The organism is Alexandriicola marinus (assembly GCF_004000435.1).
GTDB classification, from domain to species: Bacteria; Pseudomonadota; Alphaproteobacteria; order Rhodobacterales; family Rhodobacteraceae; genus Alexandriicola; species Alexandriicola marinus.
Map to the genome: position 1 here is coordinate 327,979 of NZ_RBVZ01000002.1, position 20,279 is coordinate 348,257.

At 60.5% G+C, this 20,279-nt stretch carries 16 protein-coding genes; 12 read left to right on the forward strand and 4 right to left on the reverse strand.

All coding sequences use genetic code 11. The features are described 5' to 3' along the window. Positions 1–546, reverse strand: coding sequence for an NnrU family protein (locus tag EP376_RS07990; protein ID WP_127655039.1), 546 nt, complete (start codon positions 544–546; stop codon positions 1–3). Beyond that, positions 543–1,385: an HpcH/HpaI aldolase/citrate lyase family protein gene (locus tag EP376_RS07995; protein WP_127655040.1), complete on the reverse strand. Its 843-nt coding sequence runs from the start codon at positions 1,383–1,385 to the stop codon at positions 543–545. The genes EP376_RS07990 and EP376_RS07995 overlap by 4 nt, the downstream gene beginning before the upstream one ends. Before the next feature lie 283 nt (positions 1,386–1,668). Here EP376_RS07995 and EP376_RS08000 point away from each other — a divergent pair, with 283 nt between their 5' ends. The 12 genes from EP376_RS08000 (at position 1,669) to EP376_RS08055 (ending at position 18,121) form a co-directional block, all read left to right on the forward strand. Next, on the forward strand, positions 1,669–1,992 hold the full coding sequence (locus tag EP376_RS08000; RefSeq protein WP_127655041.1) for a hypothetical protein: 324 nt from the start codon (positions 1,669–1,671) through the stop codon (positions 1,990–1,992). A 164-nt stretch (positions 1,993–2,156) separates the two neighbouring features. After that, entirely contained in the window at positions 2,157–3,119 is a 963-nt protein-coding gene (mdh, locus tag EP376_RS08005) for a malate dehydrogenase (protein ID WP_127655042.1), read from the forward strand. A gap of 143 nt (positions 3,120–3,262) precedes the next feature. Beyond that, positions 3,263–4,465, forward strand: a complete 1,203-nt coding sequence (locus EP376_RS08010; RefSeq protein ID WP_127655043.1) for a hypothetical protein — start codon at positions 3,263–3,265, stop codon at positions 4,463–4,465. Positions 4,466–4,625: 160 nt separating this feature from the next. After that, positions 4,626–5,819 carry an ADP-forming succinate--CoA ligase subunit beta gene (gene sucC / locus EP376_RS08015; protein ID WP_127655044.1) on the forward strand — a complete coding sequence of 398 codons (1,194 nt, stop codon included), beginning with the start codon at positions 4,626–4,628 and terminating at the stop codon, positions 5,817–5,819. Between the two features lie 205 nt (positions 5,820–6,024). Continuing rightward, complete coding sequence (locus tag EP376_RS08020; protein WP_127655045.1) at positions 6,025–7,359, forward strand: hypothetical protein; 1,335 nt, start codon at positions 6,025–6,027, stop codon at positions 7,357–7,359. 77 nt (positions 7,360–7,436) lie between these two features. Further along, a complete protein-coding gene (sucD, locus tag EP376_RS08025; protein ID WP_127655046.1) occupies positions 7,437–8,321 on the forward strand; it encodes a succinate--CoA ligase subunit alpha in 885 nt (294 codons plus the stop codon). Between the two features lie 75 nt (positions 8,322–8,396). Further along, entirely contained in the window at positions 8,397–11,351 is a 2,955-nt protein-coding gene (locus EP376_RS08030) for a 2-oxoglutarate dehydrogenase E1 component (protein ID WP_127655047.1), read from the forward strand. A 1-nt stretch (position 11,352) separates the two neighbouring features. Continuing rightward, positions 11,353–12,567, forward strand: coding sequence for a 2-oxoglutarate dehydrogenase complex dihydrolipoyllysine-residue succinyltransferase (gene odhB / locus EP376_RS08035; RefSeq protein ID WP_127655048.1), 1,215 nt, complete (start codon positions 11,353–11,355; stop codon positions 12,565–12,567). A gap of 83 nt (positions 12,568–12,650) precedes the next feature. Then, a complete protein-coding gene (locus EP376_RS08040; protein ID WP_127655049.1) occupies positions 12,651–13,040 on the forward strand; it encodes an MAPEG family protein in 390 nt (129 codons plus the stop codon). 94 nt (positions 13,041–13,134) lie between these two features. Beyond that, positions 13,135–14,523, forward strand: coding sequence for a dihydrolipoyl dehydrogenase (gene lpdA / locus EP376_RS08045; protein WP_127655892.1), 1,389 nt, complete (start codon positions 13,135–13,137; stop codon positions 14,521–14,523). Positions 14,524–15,437: 914 nt separating this feature from the next. After that, a complete protein-coding gene (locus EP376_RS08050; RefSeq protein WP_127655050.1) occupies positions 15,438–16,517 on the forward strand; it encodes a sensor histidine kinase in 1,080 nt (359 codons plus the stop codon). Then, complete coding sequence (locus EP376_RS08055) at positions 16,514–18,121, forward strand: HD domain-containing response regulator (protein ID WP_127655051.1); 1,608 nt, start codon at positions 16,514–16,516, stop codon at positions 18,119–18,121. Before EP376_RS08050 ends, EP376_RS08055 begins: the two co-directional genes overlap by 4 nt. 86 nt (positions 18,122–18,207) lie before the next feature. Here the strand turns inward: EP376_RS08055 and EP376_RS08060 are convergent, their stop codons facing one another. Beyond that, positions 18,208–19,221: an ABC transporter ATP-binding protein gene (locus tag EP376_RS08060; RefSeq protein WP_127655052.1), complete on the reverse strand. Its 1,014-nt coding sequence runs from the start codon at positions 19,219–19,221 to the stop codon at positions 18,208–18,210. A gap of 10 nt (positions 19,222–19,231) precedes the next feature. Next, positions 19,232–20,263 carry a zinc-binding dehydrogenase gene (locus EP376_RS08065; RefSeq protein WP_203330977.1) on the reverse strand — a complete coding sequence of 344 codons (1,032 nt, stop codon included), beginning with the start codon at positions 20,261–20,263 and terminating at the stop codon, positions 19,232–19,234. Between the last annotated feature and the right edge of the window lie 16 nt (positions 20,264–20,279).

Here is a 20,279-nt window from a genome sequence, read left to right on the forward strand (position 1 = left end):
CTACCCCCAGGGCCGGTAGCCAAGCCAGTTGTGGATCAGCATCACGATCACCACGACAACGACCGTGGCGACGATCGCCTTGATCTCGGACGAGGCGGGAATGTCGTGGGCCGGCGTCCAGTCCGGTTCGGCCCGGTTGATGAGGATCACCTCGACGACCGCCCATGCCAGAAGCCCGCCGAACAGGATGAACGAGGCCAGATCGCCATTCACCAGCAGATGCGCCACGGCAAAGGTCTTGACCGCGGTCAGCTGGGGGTGGCGGATCTTCGTCGTGATCCATGTCTTCGATCCACTGGCTGCGAACAGGTAGAACGCAAACAGCATCAGCAGATTGTTGATCCCGACCAGTGCCGGGCTGCGGCCCCACCAGAACGGCCCGTCGGCCATCCGGTAGCCGATCACCATCAGGACGACACTGGCCAGAAGAATAAGGGCGATGGGGCCCCTGCCCTTGTCGCCCATGCGGGCACGGGCATCCGGTGCGACCCGCTTGAACAGATGCGCAGCCGACCAGAGAAGAACACCGAGAATAAGGAGGATCATGACGCGTCCAGTTCTGCAATTGCTTGAGCTTTGGCAAGCGTCGCCCGCGCGGTGACGATATGCAAGTTCTCTACGATCTTTCCGTCGAGGACGGCCACGCCCTGCCCTTCGGCCTCGAACGCTGCGATCTGCCTGCGGGCAAGGTCGATTTCTTCGGCGTCCGGGGCGAATGCAGCATTCGCGATGGCAAGCTGCGCCGGGTGGATCAGCGTCTTTCCGTCGAAGCCGAAGTCCCTGCCCTGCGCGCATTCAGCGCGCAGACCCTCGTCATCCTTGAAGGCGTTGTAGACCCCATCAAGCGCGACCACGCCGCCCGCCCGCGCTGCAAGCACACAGGTCTGCAAAGCGGTGATCAGCGGCCCGCGATCGGCGGCACCGCGCACACCCAGATCCTTGGCAAGGTCATTGGTCCCGACCACGATCCCGTCGAGACGCGGATGCGAGGTGATATCGAGCGCGTTCAGGATGCCGCGCGGCGTTTCCATCATTGCCCAGATGCCGATATCGGGAAGCAGGGCCGCGACGGCTTCGATCTCGTCCGGGCCATTCACCTTGGGCAGTAGAACCGCGTCGCAATCCATCTCGGCCACCGCCGTGATATCATCGTCGCCCCATTCGGTCTCCGATCCGTTGACCCGCACGATCCGCGCCCGCGCTCCATAGCCGCCCTTGTAAAGCTCGGCCGCAAGCGTGGCGCGGGCCGCTGCCTTTTCCCCAGGGCTGACCGCATCCTCGAGATCAAAGATGATCGCGTCAGTCGACAGGCTGCGCGCCTTGTCAAGCGCGCGAGGCTTTGAGCCGGGAATATAGAGAGCGGAGCGATAGGGACGATTGGTCATTCTGGGCCTCGAAATAAACTTGCGCGGAAAAGGCCAGAAATTCCCGGATGTTTCAAGCTCAATCTCGCCGCATCGCAGCATCAAGACGGCAGGCCGGTGTTGCGCAGGACCTGACGCACGGAGCGTTAACCATTGTTTGGCAGGCTGCGCGGACAGTTTGCCAAACAGAAAAGCCGCGTCGACAGGCCTCCGACTGAGGATGGTGAAAGCGGTTTCGCCGAAGTCCTCCGACAACTCCTGTGGCCGCATCCGCGTGATTCGGCCCCGACAACCGAGGTTTCTCATGATTGTCTCGCGAATTGCCCGCCCCCTGTCTGCGCTGGTCCTCCTTGGCCTCGCGGCGTCCCCCGCGCTTGCCCAGCAGACCAACCGAAATTGCGCGCCCCATGCCATGGTGGTCGAGCGACTGGCCTCTGGTTACGGCGAATCCCGTCAATCCATCGCGCTGGGGGCCAACAATGCCGTGGTCGAGGTCTTTGCCTCGCTCGAGACCGGCACCTGGACGATCACGGTTACCGCCCCGGGTGGGCTCACCTGCCTCGTGGCCTCCGGCCTTGCCTATGAGCAGGTCGCCGAAGGTCTGCCAAATACCGATCAGGGTGCCTGAAAAGACGATGCTTTTCGCCCCTCCGCCCAGCCCTGCCGGGCCGGGAGGCCACCGTCTGGCCGGACAATGCGCCGTGATGCTGCAGCGCAGCAGGCTTGCGCGACCGCGTCGCAGGGTTTAGGAGCAGGCCCGATCCAGTATGCAAAGGATAGGACCTTTTCACCATGGCCAGACCCAAGATTGCCCTGATCGGCGCCGGTCAGATCGGCGGCACGCTCGCCCATCTTATCGCCCTGAAAGAACTGGGCGACGTCGTCCTTTTCGACATCGCTGAAGGAATTCCGCAGGGCAAGGCGCTCGACATCGCCGAAAGCGGCCCTTCCGAAGGCTTTGATGCGACCCTCAAGGGCACCAATGACTATGCCGATATCGCGGGCGCCGACGTGTGCATCGTCACGGCCGGTGTGCCGCGCAAGCCGGGCATGAGCCGGGATGACCTGCTGGGGATCAACCTCAAGGTCATGAAGGCCGTGGGCGAAGGCATCAAGGCCAACGCACCCGACGCCTTTGTCATCTGCATCACCAATCCGCTGGATGCGATGGTCTGGGCCCTGCGCGAATTTTCGGGCCTGCCGCATTCGAAAGTCTGCGGTATGGCCGGCGTTCTCGACAGCGCCCGGTTCCGCCATTTCCTGAGCCTTGAATTCAACGTCTCGATGAAGGACGTGACGGCCTTTGTTCTGGGCGGCCACGGCGACACGATGGTGCCGCTGACCCGGTATTCGACGGTTGCGGGCATCCCGCTGCCCGATCTGGTCGAGATGGGCTGGACAACGCAGGACAAGCTCGATGCCATCGTTCAGCGCACCCGCGACGGCGGCGCCGAGATCGTGGGCCTTCTCAAGACCGGGTCGGCCTTCTACGCGCCCGCCACCTCGGCGATCGAAATGGCCGAAGCCTATCTGAAAGATCAGAAGCGGCTTCTGCCCTGCGCCGCCTATGTTGACGGTGCCTATGGGCTGAACGGCTTCTACGTTGGTGTGCCCACCGTGATCGGTGCCGGAGGCATCGAGCGTGTGGTCGAGATCAAGATGGACAAGACCGAACAGGCGATGTTCGACAAATCCGTCGACGCCGTGAAGGGCCTTGTTCAGGCCTGCCAGGGGATCGACGAGTCACTCGCCTGATCCTGACCAGACGCTTACGAGACAAGGCCCGGCACCTCGATGTGTCGGGCCTTTTTCGTGGCCCGACCCCGGCCCGGCAAAGCGAGACTTGCCAAATCCTCGCGCGGGGGCGAGGCTTGGGGCACGAACGAAAGGACGCACACATGGTTCGCACCGCTGCCCTTGCCCTCGTCGTCTCAGGCCTTCTGTCCACCCAGGCCGCCGCCCAGTCCGACATCAGCGACATGATCGCCACCGATGGGCTGGCCCGGACCGAAGACGTTCTTGCCGCCTTGCCATCGCCGACCCCGACCGAGCTCTTCGCGCTTGGGGGCGTCCGGTTCCTGGGCGGGATCGAGGCCGCTCTGCAGGCGCGCTGGCAGGTGGGGCTCGACAGTGACCTGTTGCGATCCCTTGGCATTCCGCTTCTGCGCCTGCCGATTGCGCCGAATCCGTCGCCGGATGTCTTCCGGCCCGAGATGATCGACGCCATCTTTGCCGCGGCCTCCGCCGACATGACCGAGGCCGCCCGGACGCTGGACGGGCTTGAGGGCGAGGTTGCCCTGCCGATCGACATCGCCGACCTGTGGTTCGATGTGAACGCCAACGGGACAAGAGACATGGGCGAAGGCGTGATCGAGATCGCGGGCTTCGCTTTGGGCGGCGGCTTCGGCGCGGCACCGGAAGCCGTGACCATTCGCTTTGATACCGCCGACGTCTCCTGGCTGCGCGCCTATGCGCATCTGCTGGCCGGTATCAGCGACACGATCGGCGCAATCGGCCCCACCGATCCGATCGCCCGGGTGATGGAAACGGCGGAGGGGTTCTTCGCGGTTGCCGGCCCGCCGCAGCCGTTGGTGCCCTACAGCATCGCCGCCTACCAGACCGAGGTGGATCTTGTCGCGATGATCATCTTCGCGCTCGAGCAGACGCCTGATCGAACGCTGTCGCAAAGTGCCCATGGCCATTTCCTAGCGATGATCGAGGACAACCGGCAGTTCTGGAGCGAGGTTGCCCGCGAGACCGATGATGACGCCGAATGGATCCCGAACAAGAGCCAGGCATCGGCCCTCGGCCTGCCCTTCCCGCCCGAAACCGGGACCCGCTGGCTTGCCGTTCTGGCCGATGCCGAACGGGTCCTGAAGGGGGAATTGCTGATCCCATATTGGCGGCTCGGCCCCGGGGCCGGGCTGGATCTGGGCGCCATGTTCATGGACCCGCCGGCCCTCGACCCCGTGGGCCTGATCCAGGGCGAAACCCTTCTGCCCTATGCGCGGCAGGGCCCTCTGGCCAACATGGCGTCGCTGCGCCAGTTCGAGGCGATGATCGGCGGAAACGCCGGTCTCTACATGGTGATGCTGAACTGAAGGGTTCGAAACGAATCGCTCCCAAGGAGAATGTGATCACACATTTTCGGGGCGTGATCACAAATGTCGGTTTTTCGGGCGAAACGGGAAAAGACCGTTTTGCTGTTGCTTTGCGTTGTGATTGAACGGGCGAAACCCAAGTCACAACCGAGGCTCCGATATGAACATCCACGAATACCAGGCCAAGGCCCTGCTCCGCTCCTATGGTGCCCCGGTCAGTGACGGTCGTCCCGTCATGCGCGCCGAGGAAGCCAAGACGGCTGCGGGCGAACTCGACGGGCCGCTCTGGGTCGTGAAGGCGCAGATCCATGCCGGTGGTCGCGGCAAGGGATCGTTCAAGGAGGAACGCGCCGGAGAGGCGGGTGGCGTTCGCCTTGCCAGATCGGTCGAAGAGGCCGCTGACGAAGCCAAGAAGATGCTGGGTTCGACCCTTGTGACCAAACAGACCGGTCCGGCCGGCAAACAAGTGAACCGCATCTATATCGAGGACGGATCGGGCATCGAGACCGAGATGTATCTGGCCCTTCTCGTCGATCGTCAGACCAGCCGCGTCTCGTTCGTCGCCTCGACCGAAGGCGGCATGGATATCGAGGAGGTCGCGGAATCGACACCCGAGAAGATCCTGTCGTTCAGCGTGGACCCCGCGACGGGCTACCAGCCCTATCACGGCCGCCGCATCGCATTCTCGCTCGGGCTCGAAGGTCCGCAGGTCAAGCAATGCGTCGCGCTGATGGGCACGCTTTACAAGCTCTTCACCGACAAGGACATGGAGATGCTGGAGATCAACCCGCTGATCGTCACGGACAAGGGTGACCTGAAATGCCTCGATGCCAAGATGGGCTTTGACGGGAACGCGATCTACCGCCACGCCGACATCGCCGCGTTGCGGGACGAGACGGAAGAGGATTCCAAGGAGCTTCAGGCCTCGAAATACGACCTGAACTACATCGCGCTCGATGGCGAGATCGGCTGCATGGTGAATGGCGCCGGCCTTGCGATGGCCACGATGGACATCATCAAGCTCTATGGCGCCGAACCTGCCAACTTCCTCGACGTAGGCGGCGGCGCGACCAAGGAAAAGGTCACCGAGGCCTTCAAGATCATCACCTCGGATCCGAACGTGAAGGGCATCCTCGTGAACATCTTCGGCGGCATCATGCGTTGCGACGTCATCGCCGAAGGCGTGGTCGCCGCCGTCAAGGAAGTGGGCCTGAAGGTGCCGCTCGTCGTCCGGCTTGAGGGGACCAACGTCGAAGAGGGCAAGGCCATCATCAACAATTCCGGCCTCGACGTGATCGCGGCCGACAACCTCAAGGACGGCGCCGAGAAGATCGTGAAAGCGGTCAAGGGCTGAACATGACTTTCGGGACACTCCTGATCGGCCGCCTTAACCCGCGATTCAGGCGGGATGGACAAGGATCGGGGCGGAGGCAATCAGCCTCCGTCCTGTTTCGCGCTGAAGGAGTTTCCGATGCCATCAAGAGTGTTGCGGCTGTCAATCACAACCTGTCTTCTGGGGCTGGCGGCAGCCTGCGGTCCTGCCCCAAATTACGAGGCGGATGCCAATCGGGCCGCCTGTTCACCGGATTACGGGAGCTTTTACGACGCAGCCGGCAATCTGCCGGTACGTTGCTCGGCGCAGACGATCTTGCCCTACTAAGCCGGACGGAAGGGGGTGCGCCATGACCGCCCCCGCCCGTCAGCCCGGCCCCCGCAAGGCAATCGTTCACATCGGGATGCCCAAGACAGGGACGACCTCGATCCAGTCCTGGCTTTACGGAAACCAACGAGAACTATCCCGTCAGGGATTCTTCTTCCAGCGGCTACCTCTTACCCGGGCGCGACCAAACGAGCATGCTGAAGTCGTCGTCTGTCAATTCGACAGGGCGGGCATTCTCATGCCGAACCGGATCCTGCGATACATCTACCAGATCGATACGATCGAGGATCAGCGCGCCGTCGCGACAGAATACACCCGAATATTCGGCAAGGCCGTTTCGAGCGCTGATGAGCAGACTGTCATTCTTTCTGTGGAAGATGTGGGCGGGATGACCCGGACCGAGGCTGAGGTCAAAGGGCTCGAAGACTGGCTGGGTCAGTTTTTTGACGAGATCAGCTACGTCATCTATTTTCGCCGGCAGGAAGATTGGCTTGTCAGCGCCTACTCGCAGCATGTGAAAACGGGCGGCACACAAACGCTCCGGAAGTTTTTCGAGAAGCATAAGAGGCGGAACTACTTTCGGCTTCTTCGGCCCTGGATTGCGGTCGTCGGCCGCGATCGGATAAAGGTTCGGCTCCTTGAGAAGGACATGCTCTATCAATGCGACCTTCTGGCCGATTTCGCGCAGGTCGTGGGGATCGATCCCACGAGCATGAAACCCGTGCCAAGGAGCAACGAAGCGCTTGCCCGAGCGCCGGCAGAATACCTCCGTGTGCTTAATTCCGATCTCAAGAAGAGCGGCTCGAAATACCCGCTTAACGAGCCAGTCTACCACGGCCTGATCAGGTTCCTGAACGACAGCTTCAGCGACGGTGACAAGATCTGCCTGTCTCAGGAACAGATCGAGGAGATACGCACCCTCAACGCGAGGTCGAACGAAAGTCTGCGGGCGACATTCTTCCCCGACAGGGCCGATCTATTTCCACCACGCGCGGCAGCACCGAACAGGATACCCCCCGTCGCGGCGGAGGATGTGGCGCGCATTGGTGTCGCTATCCTGAGGGCCAAACATGATGGCAAGCTGAAGCGAAGAGGCGATCTTCGCCGCCAGTCGGATCGCGACGTGCGCGGCAAGCCCCGGCTCTATCAGCGGGCCTGGCGGCGTCTGAAGGAACGTCATCCGGCGATTGCCGCACGCATCGCACCGATCATTGGGCGCGAGGTCAATCAATGACCGGGTTCGCAACGCCTAACGAACAAGTCCAGTCCACCGCCCCGAGCGGCACAGAATAACGAAGGAAACGCATCCGCATGGCCATTCTCATCGACGAAAACACCAAAGTCATCTGCCAGGGGTTCACTGGCAGCCAAGGCACCTTCCATTCCGAGCAAGCGATCGACTACGGCACCAAGATGGTGGGCGGCGTGACACCCGGAAAAGGCGGGCAGGAGCATCTGGGCCTTCCGGTCTTCAACTCCGTCCATGAGGCGGTGGCGGTCACCGGCGCGAATGCCTCGGTCATCTACGTTCCGCCGCCCTTTGCCGCCGATTCCATCCTCGAAGCGGTAGACGCTGAAATCCCGCTGGTCGTGTGCATCACCGAAGGCATTCCCGTGCTCGACATGATGCGGGTGAAGCGCGCGCTTGAAGGATCTGCCACGCGGCTGATCGGGCCCAACTGCCCCGGTGTCATCACGCCCGGCGCCTGCAAGATCGGCATCATGCCCGGCCACATCCACAAGCGCGGCTCGGTTGGCGTCGTGTCCCGCTCGGGCACGCTGACCTACGAGGCCGTCAAGCAGACGACCGACAGCGGGCTTGGTCAGTCGACCGCCGTGGGCATCGGCGGCGATCCGATCAAGGGGACGGAGCATATCGACGTGCTCGACATGTTCCTCGATGACGACGAGACCCAGTCGATCATCATGATCGGCGAGATCGGCGGCACCGCCGAGGAAGAGGCCGCCGAATTCCTCGCTGAGCAGCGCAAGAAGGGCCGCTGGAAGCCCGTTGCGGGCTTTATCGCGGGCCGCACGGCACCCCCGGGCCGTCGCATGGGCCATGCCGGTGCCATCGTCGCAGGCGGCAAGGGCGATGCGGAATCGAAGATCGAGGCCATGAAATCGGCCGGCATCATCGTCGCAGACAGCCCCGCCACGCTGGGCGAAGCGGTCCTGGAAGCGATCGGAAAGTAAACGATGGGCGCCGCCCTGCGGGGCGACACCTTGCACCAACGCGGGAATGACCACGCATTCACTGGAGGTCCACTCATGACAGATCAAAGCCCCAACGACGTCTTCCACGCCTCCTCGTTCCTGCAGGGGCACAATGCCGATTACATCGAGGCGCTCTACGCGAAATACGCCGACAATCCCGGTGCGGTGGATGAAAGCTGGCGTCAATTCTTTGCCTCTCTGGGAGACAGCGCGGCCGACGCCAAGGCAGAGGCCGCGGGCCCGTCCTGGGCGCGGGCCGACTGGCCGCCGGTTCCTTCGGATGAGCTGACCGCGGCGCTTGATGGTCAGTGGCCGACCGAGGCCAAGGCCGCCGGCGACAAGATCAGGTCCAAGGCCGAAGAGAAGGGTGTCACCCTTTCGGAGGAACAGGTCCGGGCGGCGGTGCTCGATTCGATCAGGGCGCTGATGATCATCCGCGCCTATCGGATCCGGGGTCACCTTGTGGCCGATCTCGATCCGCTGGGGATGCGCAACAACGCCCTGCATCCCGAACTCGATCCCGCGTCCTATGGCTTTACCAAGGCGGACATGGATCGGCCGATCTTCATCGACAACGTCCTCGGGCTCGAGGTTGCGACGATGAACGAGATCGTGGCGCTTGTCCGGCGCACCTATTGCGGCACTTTCGCGCTCCAGTATATGCATATCTCCGACCCGGAGCAGGCCGCCTGGCTCAAGGAACGGATCGAGGGCTATGGCAAGGAGATCCAGTTCACCAAGGAAGGCCGGAAAGCCATTCTGAACAAGCTGGTGGAGGCCGAGGGCTTCGAGAAATTCCTGCATGTCAAATACATGGGCACCAAGCGGTTCGGCCTTGATGGCGGTGAGGCGCTGATCCCCGCGATGGAACAGATCATCAAGCGCGGCGGCGCGCTGGGTCTGAAAGAGGTCGTGATCGGTATGCCCCACAGGGGCCGCCTGTCGGTTCTGGCCAATGTCATGGGCAAGCCCTACCGCGCGATCTTCAACGAATTCCAGGGCGGCAGCTTCAAGCCCGAAGATGTCGATGGATCGGGCGATGTGAAGTATCACCTAGGCGCATCGTCGGACCGTGAATTCGACGGCAACAGCGTCCACCTGTCGCTGACCGCGAACCCGTCTCACCTCGAGGCCGTGAACCCGGTTGTCCTTGGCAAGGTCCGGGCCAAGCAGGAGCAGCTGGCCGATCACGATCGCAAACAGGTCGTGGGAGTTCTGCTGCACGGTGACGCGGCCTTCGCGGGGCAAGGTGTGGTGGCCGAGGGCTTTGGCCTGTCCGGCCTCACGGGGCACCGCACCGGCGGGACGATCCATATCGTGGTCAACAACCAGATCGGCTTTACCACCGCCCCCGCGTTCTCGCGGTCGTCGCCCTATCCGACCGATATCGCCCTGATGGTCGAGGCTCCGATCTTCCACGTCAACGGCGACGATCCGGAAGCCGTGGTGCACGCGGCCAAGGTCGCCACCGAATACCGCCAGAAGTTCGGCAAGGACGTGGTCATCGACATCATCTGCTATCGCCGCTTTGGCCATAACGAGGGGGATGAACCGATGTTCACGAACCCCGGCATGTACAAGCGGATCAAGTCGCACAAGACGACGCTGACCTTGTATACCGAGCGTCTGGTGAAGGACGGACTTATCCCCGAGGGCGAGATCGAGGATATGAAAGCCTCGTTCCAGGCCACGCTCAACGATGAGTTCGAGGCCGGCAAGACCTACAAGCCCAACAAGGCCGACTGGCTCGATGGCCGGTGGTCGCATCTGGACCGGGAAAAAGACAAGTATCAGCGCGGCCAGACATCGATCTCGCCCGAGACGATGGCCGACATCGGCCGCGCCCTGACCCATGTGCCGGACGGGTTCAACCTGCACCGCACGGTGAAACGGCTGGTGGATTCGAAAGCCGAGATGTTCGAAAGCGGCAAGGGGTTCGACTGGGCAACCGGTGAAGCCCTCGCCTTCGGCTCTCTTCTGACAGAAGGATACCGTGTCCGCCTGTCGGGTCAGGATTCGACGCGCGGCACATTCTCGCAGCGGCACTCGGCCTTCATCGACCAGGAAAACGAGGCGCGGCACTATCCGCTCAATCACATCCGCGAAGGTCAGGCGCATTACGAGGTCATCGATTCGATGCTTTCGGAATACGCGGTGCTGGGTTTCGAATACGGCTATTCGCTGGCCGAACCCTCGGCGCTTGTCCTGTGGGAGGCGCAGTTCGGCGACTTCGCCAACGGTGCACAGATCATGTTCGACCAGTTCATCTCGTCGGGCGAGTCGAAATGGCTCCGGATGTCGGGCCTCGTGTGCCTGCTCCCGCATGGCTATGAAGGTCAGGGTCCCGAGCACAGCTCCGCCCGGCTGGAACGGTTCCTGACGATGTGTGGCGGCGACAACTGGATTGTGGCCAATTGCACGACGCCTGCGAACTATTTCCACATCCTGCGCCGGCAGCTTCACCGCACCTTCCGCAAGCCGCTGATCCTGATGACGCCGAAATCGCTTCTGCGGCACAAGCTCGCGATTTCGGATGCCGACGATTTCACCACCGGGTCGAGCTTTCACCGGGTTCTGTGGGATGATGCGCAGAAGGGCCATTCCGATACCCAACTGAAACCCGACGATCAGATCCGCCGCGTGGTGATGTGTTCTGGCAAGGTCTACTACGACCTGCTTGAGGCGCGCGACGAGGCGGGGATCGACGACATCTACCTGATGCGGATCGAGCAATATTATCCCTTCCCGGCGATCAGCCTCGTGAAAGAGCTGGAACGGTTCAAGAGCGCCGAAATGGTCTGGTGTCAGGAAGAGCCCAAGAACCAGGGCGCGTGGTCGTTCATCGAACCCAATGTCGAATGGGTGCTCAGCCGGATCGGCGCGACGCATCAACGGCCCACCTATGCCGGGCGGCCTGCTGCCGCCTCCCCCGCCACAGGCCTTGCCTCGCAGCACAAGGCCCAGCAAACCGCGCTCGTCAACGATGCGCTCGATCTTGAAGGAAACTGAAATGAGCACCGAAGTCCGCGTCCCGACGCTCGGGGAAAGCGTCACCGAGGCCACCGTTGCAACCTGGTTCAAGAAGCCCGGCGATAGCGTGGCGGCCGACGAAATGCTGTGCGAGCTGGAAACCGACAAGGTGACGGTCGAGGTCCCCTCGCCCGTCGCCGGCACCCTGAGCGAGATCGTCGCAGGCGAAGGCGAAACGGTGGGGGTCGACGCCCTGCTGGCGCAGATCGCCGAAGGCGAGGCCGCACCCGCGCCGGCCGAGGAAGCCCACGCAAAGGAAGAGGCGCCAGCGAAGGAAACCGCACCGGCCGCCGATGCATCGGCCCGCGACGATGTGGAAGACGCGCCATCGGCCAAGAAACTGATGGCCGAGAACGACCTCAAGGATGGGGACGTTCAGGGCACCGGCAAAGATGGTCGGATCATGAAGGAAGATGTGCTCAAGGCGCTGTCGCAGCCCAAGGCCGCCGAAGCCCCGGCGCCCGCTCCGCGCGCGCCCGTCGCAGCCTCCGATGCCGACCGCGAAGAGCGGGTCAAGATGACCCGTCTGCGCCAGACCATCGCCCGACGCCTGAAAGAGGCGCAGAATACCGCCGCGATGCTGACCACCTATAACGAGGTGGACATGACCGGCATCATGGAATTGCGGAACGAATACAAGGACCTGTTCCTCAAGAAGCATGGCGTGAAGCTGGGCTTCATGTCGTTCTTCACCAAGGCCTGCTGCCACGCCCTCAAGGAAGTCCAGGACGTCAATGCCGAGATCGACGGCGATCACGTCGTTTACAAGAACTATGTCCACATGGGCATTGCCGTGGGCACGCCGACCGGGCTTGTCGTCCCGGTGCTGCGCGACGCCGACCAGAAAAGCTTTGCCGAGATCGAGAAGGAAATCTCCGATCTCGGGATCAAGGCGCGGGACGGCAAATTGTCGATGGCCGATATGCAGGGTGGGTCGTTCACGATCTCGAACGGCGGGGTCTATGGCTCGCTCATGTCCTCGCCGATCCTGAACCCGCCGCAATCGGGCATCCTCGGCATGCACAAGATCCAGGAACGGCCGATGGTCGTGAACGGTGAGATCGTGATCCGTCCGATGATGTATCTTGCGCTGAGCTATGATCACCGGATCGTCGACGGCAAGGGCGCCGTGACCTTCCTCGTCCGCGTCAAGGAGGCGCTGGAAGATCCGCGCAGGCTGCTGATGGATCTGTGAACGGGGCGCGGCGGGGTATTCCACCCCGCCCTACCCCCAAACTCTTGGTGCGGGTGTAACCCCGCCCTCCGGCAGGAATTCGTATGACTCCCGAGCTTACCGCCCTTGTTTTCGCAACCCTGCTGCAGGTTGTGCAGTTCACGATCTATTCCGTTCTGGCCAACCGTCAGGTCGGGAAAGAGACGGCGCTTGGCCCGCGCGACGAACCCATTCATCTGAAGGGCTATGCCGGCCGCGCGCAGCGGGCGATGAACAACCACTTCGAAGGGCTGACGCTTTTTACCATTGCCGCGATCGTGGTGTCCTACGCCGACAAGGGAACGGGGCTCACCGCGGCCTGTGGCTGGATCTACGTGGCAGCCCGGGCGCTGTATGTGCCGGCCTACATCTTTGCGCTGGCGCCCTGGCGCTCCTTGATCTGGTTCGTGGGCTTTGGCGCGACCCTGCTCATGCTCCTCTCCACGCTCATCTGAAACCGACAACCACTTGCCACTCGACGCATGCTGCGTTCGAATGACCGCCGACAATGGGCAGACCCAGCGGCAGAACACGAAGGGAAAGACACTCATGGCCAATTACGACCTTATCGTCATCGGCTCGGGCCCGGGCGGATATGTTTGCGCGATCCGCGCCGCGCAGCTCGGGCTCAAGGTTGCCTGCGTCGAGGGACGCGAGACGCTGGGCGGCACCTGCCTGAACGTGGGCTGCATTCCGTCAAAGGCATTGCTGCACGCCTCTCACCAGTTGCATGAGGCCGAGCATAATTTCGCGGCGATGGGGCTCAAGGGAAAGGCGCCCACCGTCGACTGGAAACAGATGCTGACCTACAAGGACGACGTGATCGGCCAGAATACCAAGGGCATCGAGTTTCTGTTCAAGAAGAACAAGGTCGACTGGATCAAGGGCTGGGCCACGATCCCCGCCGCGGGCAAGGTCAAGGTCGGCGACGACACGCATGAGGCCAAGAACATCGTGATCGCCTCCGGGTCCGAGGCCGCCTCGCTTCCGGGGGTCGAGGTCGATGAAAAGACGATCGTCACCTCGACAGGTGCGCTCACGCTGGGCAAAGTTCCGAAAACGATGGTCGTCATCGGCGCAGGTGTGATCGGGCTCGAGCTTGGCTCCGTCTATGCGCGGCTGGGTGCCGAGGTCACGGTCATCGAATATCTCGACGTGATTACCCCCGGCATGGACAACGAGGTTCAGCGCAGCTTCAAGCGTATCCTCGAAAAGCAGGGCCTGACCTTCGTGATGGGCGCCGCCGTGCAATCGGCGACGACCAAGGGCGGCAAGGCCACCGTGACCTACAAGCTGAAGAAAGACGACAGCGAGGCCACGATCGAGGCCGATGCCGTCCTGCTGGCGACGGGTCGCAAACCCTATACGCAGGGGCTCGGCCTCGACGATCTGGGTGTGAAGATGACGGATCGCGGACAGATCGCGACCGATGGGCACTACGCCACCTCCGTGGCCGGGGTCTATGCGATCGGTGACGCGATCGAGGGACCGATGCTGGCCCACAAGGCCGAAGACGAGGGCATGGCCGTGGCCGAGATCCTCGCCGGTCAGGCAGGCCATGTGAATTACGGCGTGATCCCCGGCGTGATCTACACCCATCCCGAGGTGGCCAATGTCGGCAAGACAGAGGAACAGCTCAAGGAAGACGGCCGCGCCTACAAGGCGGGCAAGTTCGCCTTCATGGGGAACGGGCGCGCCAAGGCCAACTTCGCGGCCGACGGCTTCGTCAAGATCCTCGCCGACAAGGAAACCGACCGCATCCTTGGCGCCCATATCATCGGCCCCGCGGCCGGCGACCTGATCCACGAGATTTGCGTTGCCATGGAATTCGGCGCCGCGGCCGAGGATCTGGCCCGCACCTGCCATGCGCATCCGACCTATTCCGAAGCCGTGCGCGAAGCCGCGCTCGCCTGCGGCGACGGACCGATCCATTCGTGATCGACAAGCGGGGCGGTCCTGCACCGCCCTGCCTGATTTCCGGCGGGAATGACTGGCGATCCGGGAGGGTCTCGAACCCTCAGCCCGCTGGCTGGAACGGGCCAGTCGTCGGCTGTCCTTCCGTCCCCGCAAGTTTCCTATACGGGGACCGATGTTTCCTGACTATCGAAGCCTTCAGCGGTGCCACCCGCGTCGTGAAACATCAGTGGGCGCAAGAAACTTCTTCGAACCCAACGAGCGAAAGAAGCCAGACTGACGAGTTTCGATCGATACTCTTGATCCCCCGGGGCAGGGCCTAAGCGGTCCGGACTGAGGTTCCCAGAGTTCCTCTTCCCATTCATCCAACGCGTCGCACTGCATCGTCGAGGTCCCTGTCCCTTTCGGGGAAGATGGACAGGATGAAAACCTCAGACGCGAAAGATACACTGCTCCTCCAAAGGATGCAGCCCCTCCATCTTACTCAACAATACAGTAATCAAGCGCGAAATTCTCATTTCGTGATCCACCGGAGACTTCTTTGGCGCTCAATACCCAAATGCTCCAAAGAAATGCCGAGGCCAGTCGTCAAAACACCCTGCCGCCGAGAAAGCTTTCGGACCGCTGTTTCCCGAAAACACTCCGGGACCCGCGGCAAACTCAACACAAACTCGACGACCGCTTTCCCTAGACAGCGAACGGCCGCCGGCTCCGCCACACCCTCAAACTGCGCAAAGAACAAGCCTGTTGCCTTGCGGCTCAAAAAGGCTATTTCGTCGCCTCTTAGAAAAATACTACTCCAAAGAGCAGGAAAAGTCGTTGCAGGTCCCTCTGATAGTCAGCCGCACTTCCCGGGAACCACTCCCGGAGTCTGAGCGCAGAGCTTCAAAAACACTCGAACGAAGCAAATCTCTTGGCTTTGCCCCGATCGATCCGATATGAAAATGAACGACGCAATTTCTAAAATCGACGGTCGATCAATATTCTTGATCGATGCGTCCGGCAAAATCCTTGGTACAAGCAAACCGGCACATGACTCTCTTGCTAATTTTCGGCACTCAGTAAGCACTATACATACGGTTTTTCCGGGAGTTGTGGACGAACTTTTCAAGGCATTGGCAGATAGCACTGGATCAGACGCCACCGTAACAAGAACCGATGAAGAGTTCTGGATCGTCGATCTGCACAACAAGACCTACTGGCTTGAACGCAAAGATATAAGCGCACATCGTTCGAGAGAGATCGAGCTCTTGCAACTGAAGAAATTGATTCGTAAGGTCGAAGAGTTAGCATCGCTGGGCGATATGGTGGCACAGATTTCCCATGAAATTAATACGCCGCTGGGGATCTGCATAACGAGCACCTCACACCTCGCGGATAAGGTGCAATTCTTGGAAGAAGAATTCTCCAAAGGCTCCCTAACACAAAGCGGAATGCGCGACGCATTGGCGACAGCCCAAAAAGCGATCAGGTTGACCAATTCGAACCTCGCACGCACTTCCAAGATTATCAACGGCCTCAGGAGCCTTTCGCAAGACACACGTCGTCACGACAAAGAAAAGCTGGTTCTGCATCAATATGTGGACAATGTAACATCACAGATCAATCCTCTGCTCGAAAAAGGGCGAGTTGACCTGGAACTCTCCATACCAACAGATATCTGGATTTATGAAAGCCCGAGCACCTTATCTCAGGTCTTTTCAAATTTGATTGTCAATTCACTACGACATGGCTTCGCGCAACGCCCCGCAGATTTGCAACCCAAAATCTCCATTTCTGCCAAAGCGCAGAACGAATGGGTCGAGGTGACATATTGCGACAACGGGTCTGGAGTCCCCGATCATGTTCGCCCCCATATATTCGAACCTTTCGTAAGCGGTGGGCTGGATAGTGCATCGACGGGCCTGGGTATGTCGATCATTCGTGAAATCGTCCACGATAGATTTGGCGGTGAGGTTGACTTGCCCGAGAGTTCGGACGGCTTCAAGTTTCGGTTTACAATGAGGCGATATCTATGAGCGACGAACTTGTCTCATTTGCTCCGGATCGGGGCTCTGAGGAAACTCACATATACAAGCCTTGGAAAGTCTTGATCGCCGATGATGATGACGAAGTTCATACGATTACAAAATTAGCATTGAGCGATTACCGATACCTCGGTCAGCCAATCGCCTTCCTGGATAGTTACAACAAGCAACAGACGGTGCAAATTCTTCGAAGCAATACTGATATTGCGTTGGTTCTCCTGGATGTTGTGATGGATGGGCCAAGTTCGGGTCTGGAAATTGTAAAATACATCAGGGAAACTTTAGGAGATTTCACGACACGTATTGTTCTCAGGACCGGGGAGCCGGGTTCTGCGCCAGAGAAGGAGGTCGTGACAAAATATGATATCAATGATTATAAAGAAAAGACGGAACTGACGGCAACAAAACTCTTTACGACCGTTCACACTTCAGTACGAAATTACTGCAATATCCGCACGATTTCCGCCAGCAGGGCCGGTTTTACGAAGATTATCAGCGACGCCGCAGACCTTTACCGCCTCAATGAACACCGCGCCTTTATACAAACGGCGATTGCGCAATTTGTTAATCTCATGCAGGCCAATCCAGACGTTGTCTTGTTGAAATCAGATGGCGCTCCTGACGCTGCGGCGTTTTGCCTGGACTTTCCCAGAACAGATATCAAGTCCATTGCCGGCACCGGCCGCTTCAGCGGACTTCCCGAGGATCACGCGGAAACGCTGTTGACTGACGCTCAGTTGAACACTGTGCTGACAGCATCGGTTCAGAACCGGACCATAATCGAGGACGGTTCGCTTGCATGCGCATTCACGTCTGAGCGATTGGGCACGTTCGTCCTCTTCTTCGAAGGTTTGGGAATTCTGGAGAACTTCGACCATTCCGTTGTGAACGTTTTTCTGAGTCACATCTGCCGCGCCATGGAGCATTCGAATCTGCAGAATGAGCTCAATGAGACGCAGGCAGAGATCATTAACAAGTTGGGTGAGGTCGTGGAGTTTCGCTCTGCCGAGACGTCCGTTCATGTTTCTCGGGTGTCTCGTATCACCAGAATTCTTGCCACTTCGCTCGGGTGGTCGCATGACGATGTTCATGACATGAGCATTGCGGCAGTTCTTCATGATGTGGGCAAGATTGCGATCAGAGACCACATCCTGACAAAGCCGGGAAAGTTAACTCCCGAGGAATTCAAGGAAGTCATCCAACACACGACGAATGGACATGCTCTTTTGCATGAATCTTCTCGTGCTGTCATGCAGCTGGCCGCAAGAATCGCACTTGATCATCACGAAAAATGGGATGGCACCGGCTATCCGAATGGCAAGATGGGCTCAGATATCTTCCAACCTGCGCGGATAGTTGCGGTTGCAGATGTTTATGACGCGCTGCGCTCTGAACGCGTTTACAAGGCAAGCTGGAGCCGGAAAGAGGCGTTTGAACACATTGTCTCCAATAAGGGTAAGCATTTTGATCCCCTCGTTGTTGAGCACTTCATTCTTAATGAGGAAGTCATCAACTCTCTGTTCTCTTCCGATGACGACTCCTGGAAAGCTTTGCAGTGGAGTCGAAATGGTGTGAGCCTAAGACCCGAAGGCTAGTGTCCATCCGGGTTGGAGCGCCAGTTATTAATTGACGACTGCCGGGCGAGCGTTGGCTCGGGTGCGTAGCTGTCATCATGATCGCGCTAGGCTTGTTCGACCATTGCGCGGCCAGTGGCGTCGAAGCGGTGAACCCGCCCCGCGACAGGGACGACTGAGACATTGGTCTGAGCGGGCAAGTCCTTCTCCCCGTCAAGACGAACGGTCAAAGGCTCTTCCTCGCCGATATCGACGTAGAGAAAGCTGTCCGCGCCGAGTTGCTCGGAATGAATGGCTGTCCCTGTCCAATCACCTTCCGAAGAACTGAGCCTCAGATGTTCAGGCCGGACGCCGATTGTCTTGGCTCCATATCGGGCGGCGTGTTCACCATGTAGGACGTTCATCGTCGGTGACCCGATGAACTGGGCCACGAAGAGGGTCGCGGGCGAATGATAGAGGTCCATCGGTGCGCCGACCTGCTGCACTTCACCGTCCTTCAGCACCACGATCCGGTCGGCCATTGTCATCGCCTCGACCTGATCGTGTGTGACGTAGATCATCGTCGTTCCGGGCAGTTCGTCCTTCAGCCGCGAGATCTCCAGCCTCATGCGAAGCCGCAGTGCGGCGTCGAGATTGGAGAGCGGCTCGTCGAACAGGAACACCTTCGGGTCCCGCACGATCGCCCGCCCGATCGCCACGCGCTGGCGCTGTCCGCCGGACAGCTCCCTCGGCTTGCGGTCGAGGTAGGGTTCGAGATGCAGCATCTTGGCTGCCGCCTCGACAAGTCTCTCGCGCTCGGCCTTCGGGCGTCGGGCAATCTTGAGGGAATACCCCATGTTCTGCGCGACCGTCATATGCGGGTAGAGCGCGTAGGTCTGAAAGACCATGGCGATGCCCCGCTTTGACGACGGCACATCGTTCATGCGCTGACCGTCGATTTCGAGGCTGCCCGCGGTGATGCTTTCAAGCCCCGAGATCACCCGGAGCAACGTCGACTTGCCACAGCCTGACGGGCCGACGAAGGCAACGAACTCGCCGGAACCTATCTCGAGGTCGACGTTCTTCAGCACGTCGGTTGCGCCGAAGCTCTTGCAAAGACCCTTGATGCGAATGTCGGACATCGGCTCGGCCTCAGCGCAGGAAGACGGCTTTTTCCGTCTCCCGGTTGTCGAACATGCGGAATGCGGTCTCGGCCTCGGCAAGATCGAAGGTATGGGTGGCCAGCCGTTCAAGATCGACATCATGGGTCCGGATGAGCGAGAGGATATCGTCGTATTCGTCGATCGAAAAATACCACGAGCCGAACACGGTCAGCTGTTTTCGGATCATGTGGTCCGACGTGCGGATGCGGGTTTCGGCGTTCTCACCGACCAGAGCTATCCGGGCCATCGGCGCGGCACAGTCGAGCGCCATGTCATGCGCGGCGGGCTGGCCGGAACAGTCGATCGCACCCGTCAATCCCTCGCCGCCCGAGAATTCACGGATCGCTTCGGCTGCGTTCCTGTCGCGCGGATCAAGGACAAGGTCCGCCCCGAGGTTACGTGCAAATGTGCGCCGCTCCTCGATCGGGTCGAGGGCCACGACGCGGCCACCCATCGCCTTGGCCGCCAGCGTGCCAGCCGCGCCCATCGGCCCGAGGCCCCAGATGCCAACGGTGGACAGGCCAGTGACACCGACCTTGCGGCAGGCCGAGAACAAGGTGCCGAAGGCGTCGGTGGATATTGCGGCGGCGAGGTGAGACATGCCCTTGGGCGTCTTGAGCAGGTTCCTCGCGGGGACCTTGAGGAATTCGGCATTGCCGCCGTCCATCGTGAAGCCGAGGCACTTCCACTTGCGGCAAAGGTAGAAGTGGCCGGTGCGACAATGCTGGCAGGCGCCGCACCCGACCCCAAGATAGACGGCCACGTTATCGCCCTCGCCAAATTCGGTCACCGCCTCGCCGACTTTCACCACGGTTCCCGCCGGTTCGTGGCCGCAGATGAACTGGTTACTGTCACCGCCCGAGATGACTGCGTCGCCGTAATAGAGCGACAGGTCAGAGCGGCAGATACACGAGGCGTGGATTTCGACCAGCACCTCATCGGGGCCGGGCTCGGGCACCACGACGGTGCGAACTTCGACTTGCTTGTTTCCAGGAAGGAAGACGGCGGTCATCTTGGCCATGTAGGGAACTCCGGGT

Bases quoted from the DNA above. Each gene is read 5' to 3' on its own strand.
- lpdA (WP_127655892.1), top strand. From the start codon at position 13,135: ATGGCCAATTACGACCTTATCGTCATCGGCTCGGGCCCGGGCGGATAT.
- EP376_RS08000 (WP_127655041.1), top strand. From the start codon at position 1,669: ATGATTGTCTCGCGAATTGCCCGCCCCCTGTCTGCGCTGGTCCTCCTT.
- EP376_RS08050 (WP_127655050.1), top strand. From the start codon at position 15,438: ATGAAAATGAACGACGCAATTTCTAAAATCGACGGTCGATCAATATTC.
- EP376_RS07990 (WP_127655039.1), bottom strand. From the start codon at position 546: ATGATCCTCCTTATTCTCGGTGTTCTTCTCTGGTCGGCTGCGCATCTG.
- EP376_RS07995 (WP_127655040.1), bottom strand. From the start codon at position 1,385: ATGACCAATCGTCCCTATCGCTCCGCTCTCTATATTCCCGGCTCAAAG.
- EP376_RS08040 (WP_127655049.1), top strand. From the start codon at position 12,651: ATGACTCCCGAGCTTACCGCCCTTGTTTTCGCAACCCTGCTGCAGGTT.
- odhB (WP_127655048.1), top strand. From the start codon at position 11,353: ATGAGCACCGAAGTCCGCGTCCCGACGCTCGGGGAAAGCGTCACCGAG.
- EP376_RS08010 (WP_127655043.1), top strand. From the start codon at position 3,263: ATGGTTCGCACCGCTGCCCTTGCCCTCGTCGTCTCAGGCCTTCTGTCC.
- EP376_RS08055 (WP_127655051.1), top strand. From the start codon at position 16,514: ATGAGCGACGAACTTGTCTCATTTGCTCCGGATCGGGGCTCTGAGGAA.
- EP376_RS08030 (WP_127655047.1), top strand. From the start codon at position 8,397: ATGACAGATCAAAGCCCCAACGACGTCTTCCACGCCTCCTCGTTCCTG.
- EP376_RS08020 (WP_127655045.1), top strand. From the start codon at position 6,025: ATGCCAATCGGGCCGCCTGTTCACCGGATTACGGGAGCTTTTACGACG.
- EP376_RS08060 (WP_127655052.1), bottom strand. From the start codon at position 19,221: ATGTCCGACATTCGCATCAAGGGTCTTTGCAAGAGCTTCGGCGCAACC.
- sucC (WP_127655044.1), top strand. From the start codon at position 4,626: ATGAACATCCACGAATACCAGGCCAAGGCCCTGCTCCGCTCCTATGGT.
- mdh (WP_127655042.1), top strand. From the start codon at position 2,157: ATGGCCAGACCCAAGATTGCCCTGATCGGCGCCGGTCAGATCGGCGGC.
- sucD (WP_127655046.1), top strand. From the start codon at position 7,437: ATGGCCATTCTCATCGACGAAAACACCAAAGTCATCTGCCAGGGGTTC.
- EP376_RS08065 (WP_203330977.1), bottom strand. From the start codon at position 20,263: ATGGCCAAGATGACCGCCGTCTTCCTTCCTGGAAACAAGCAAGTCGAA.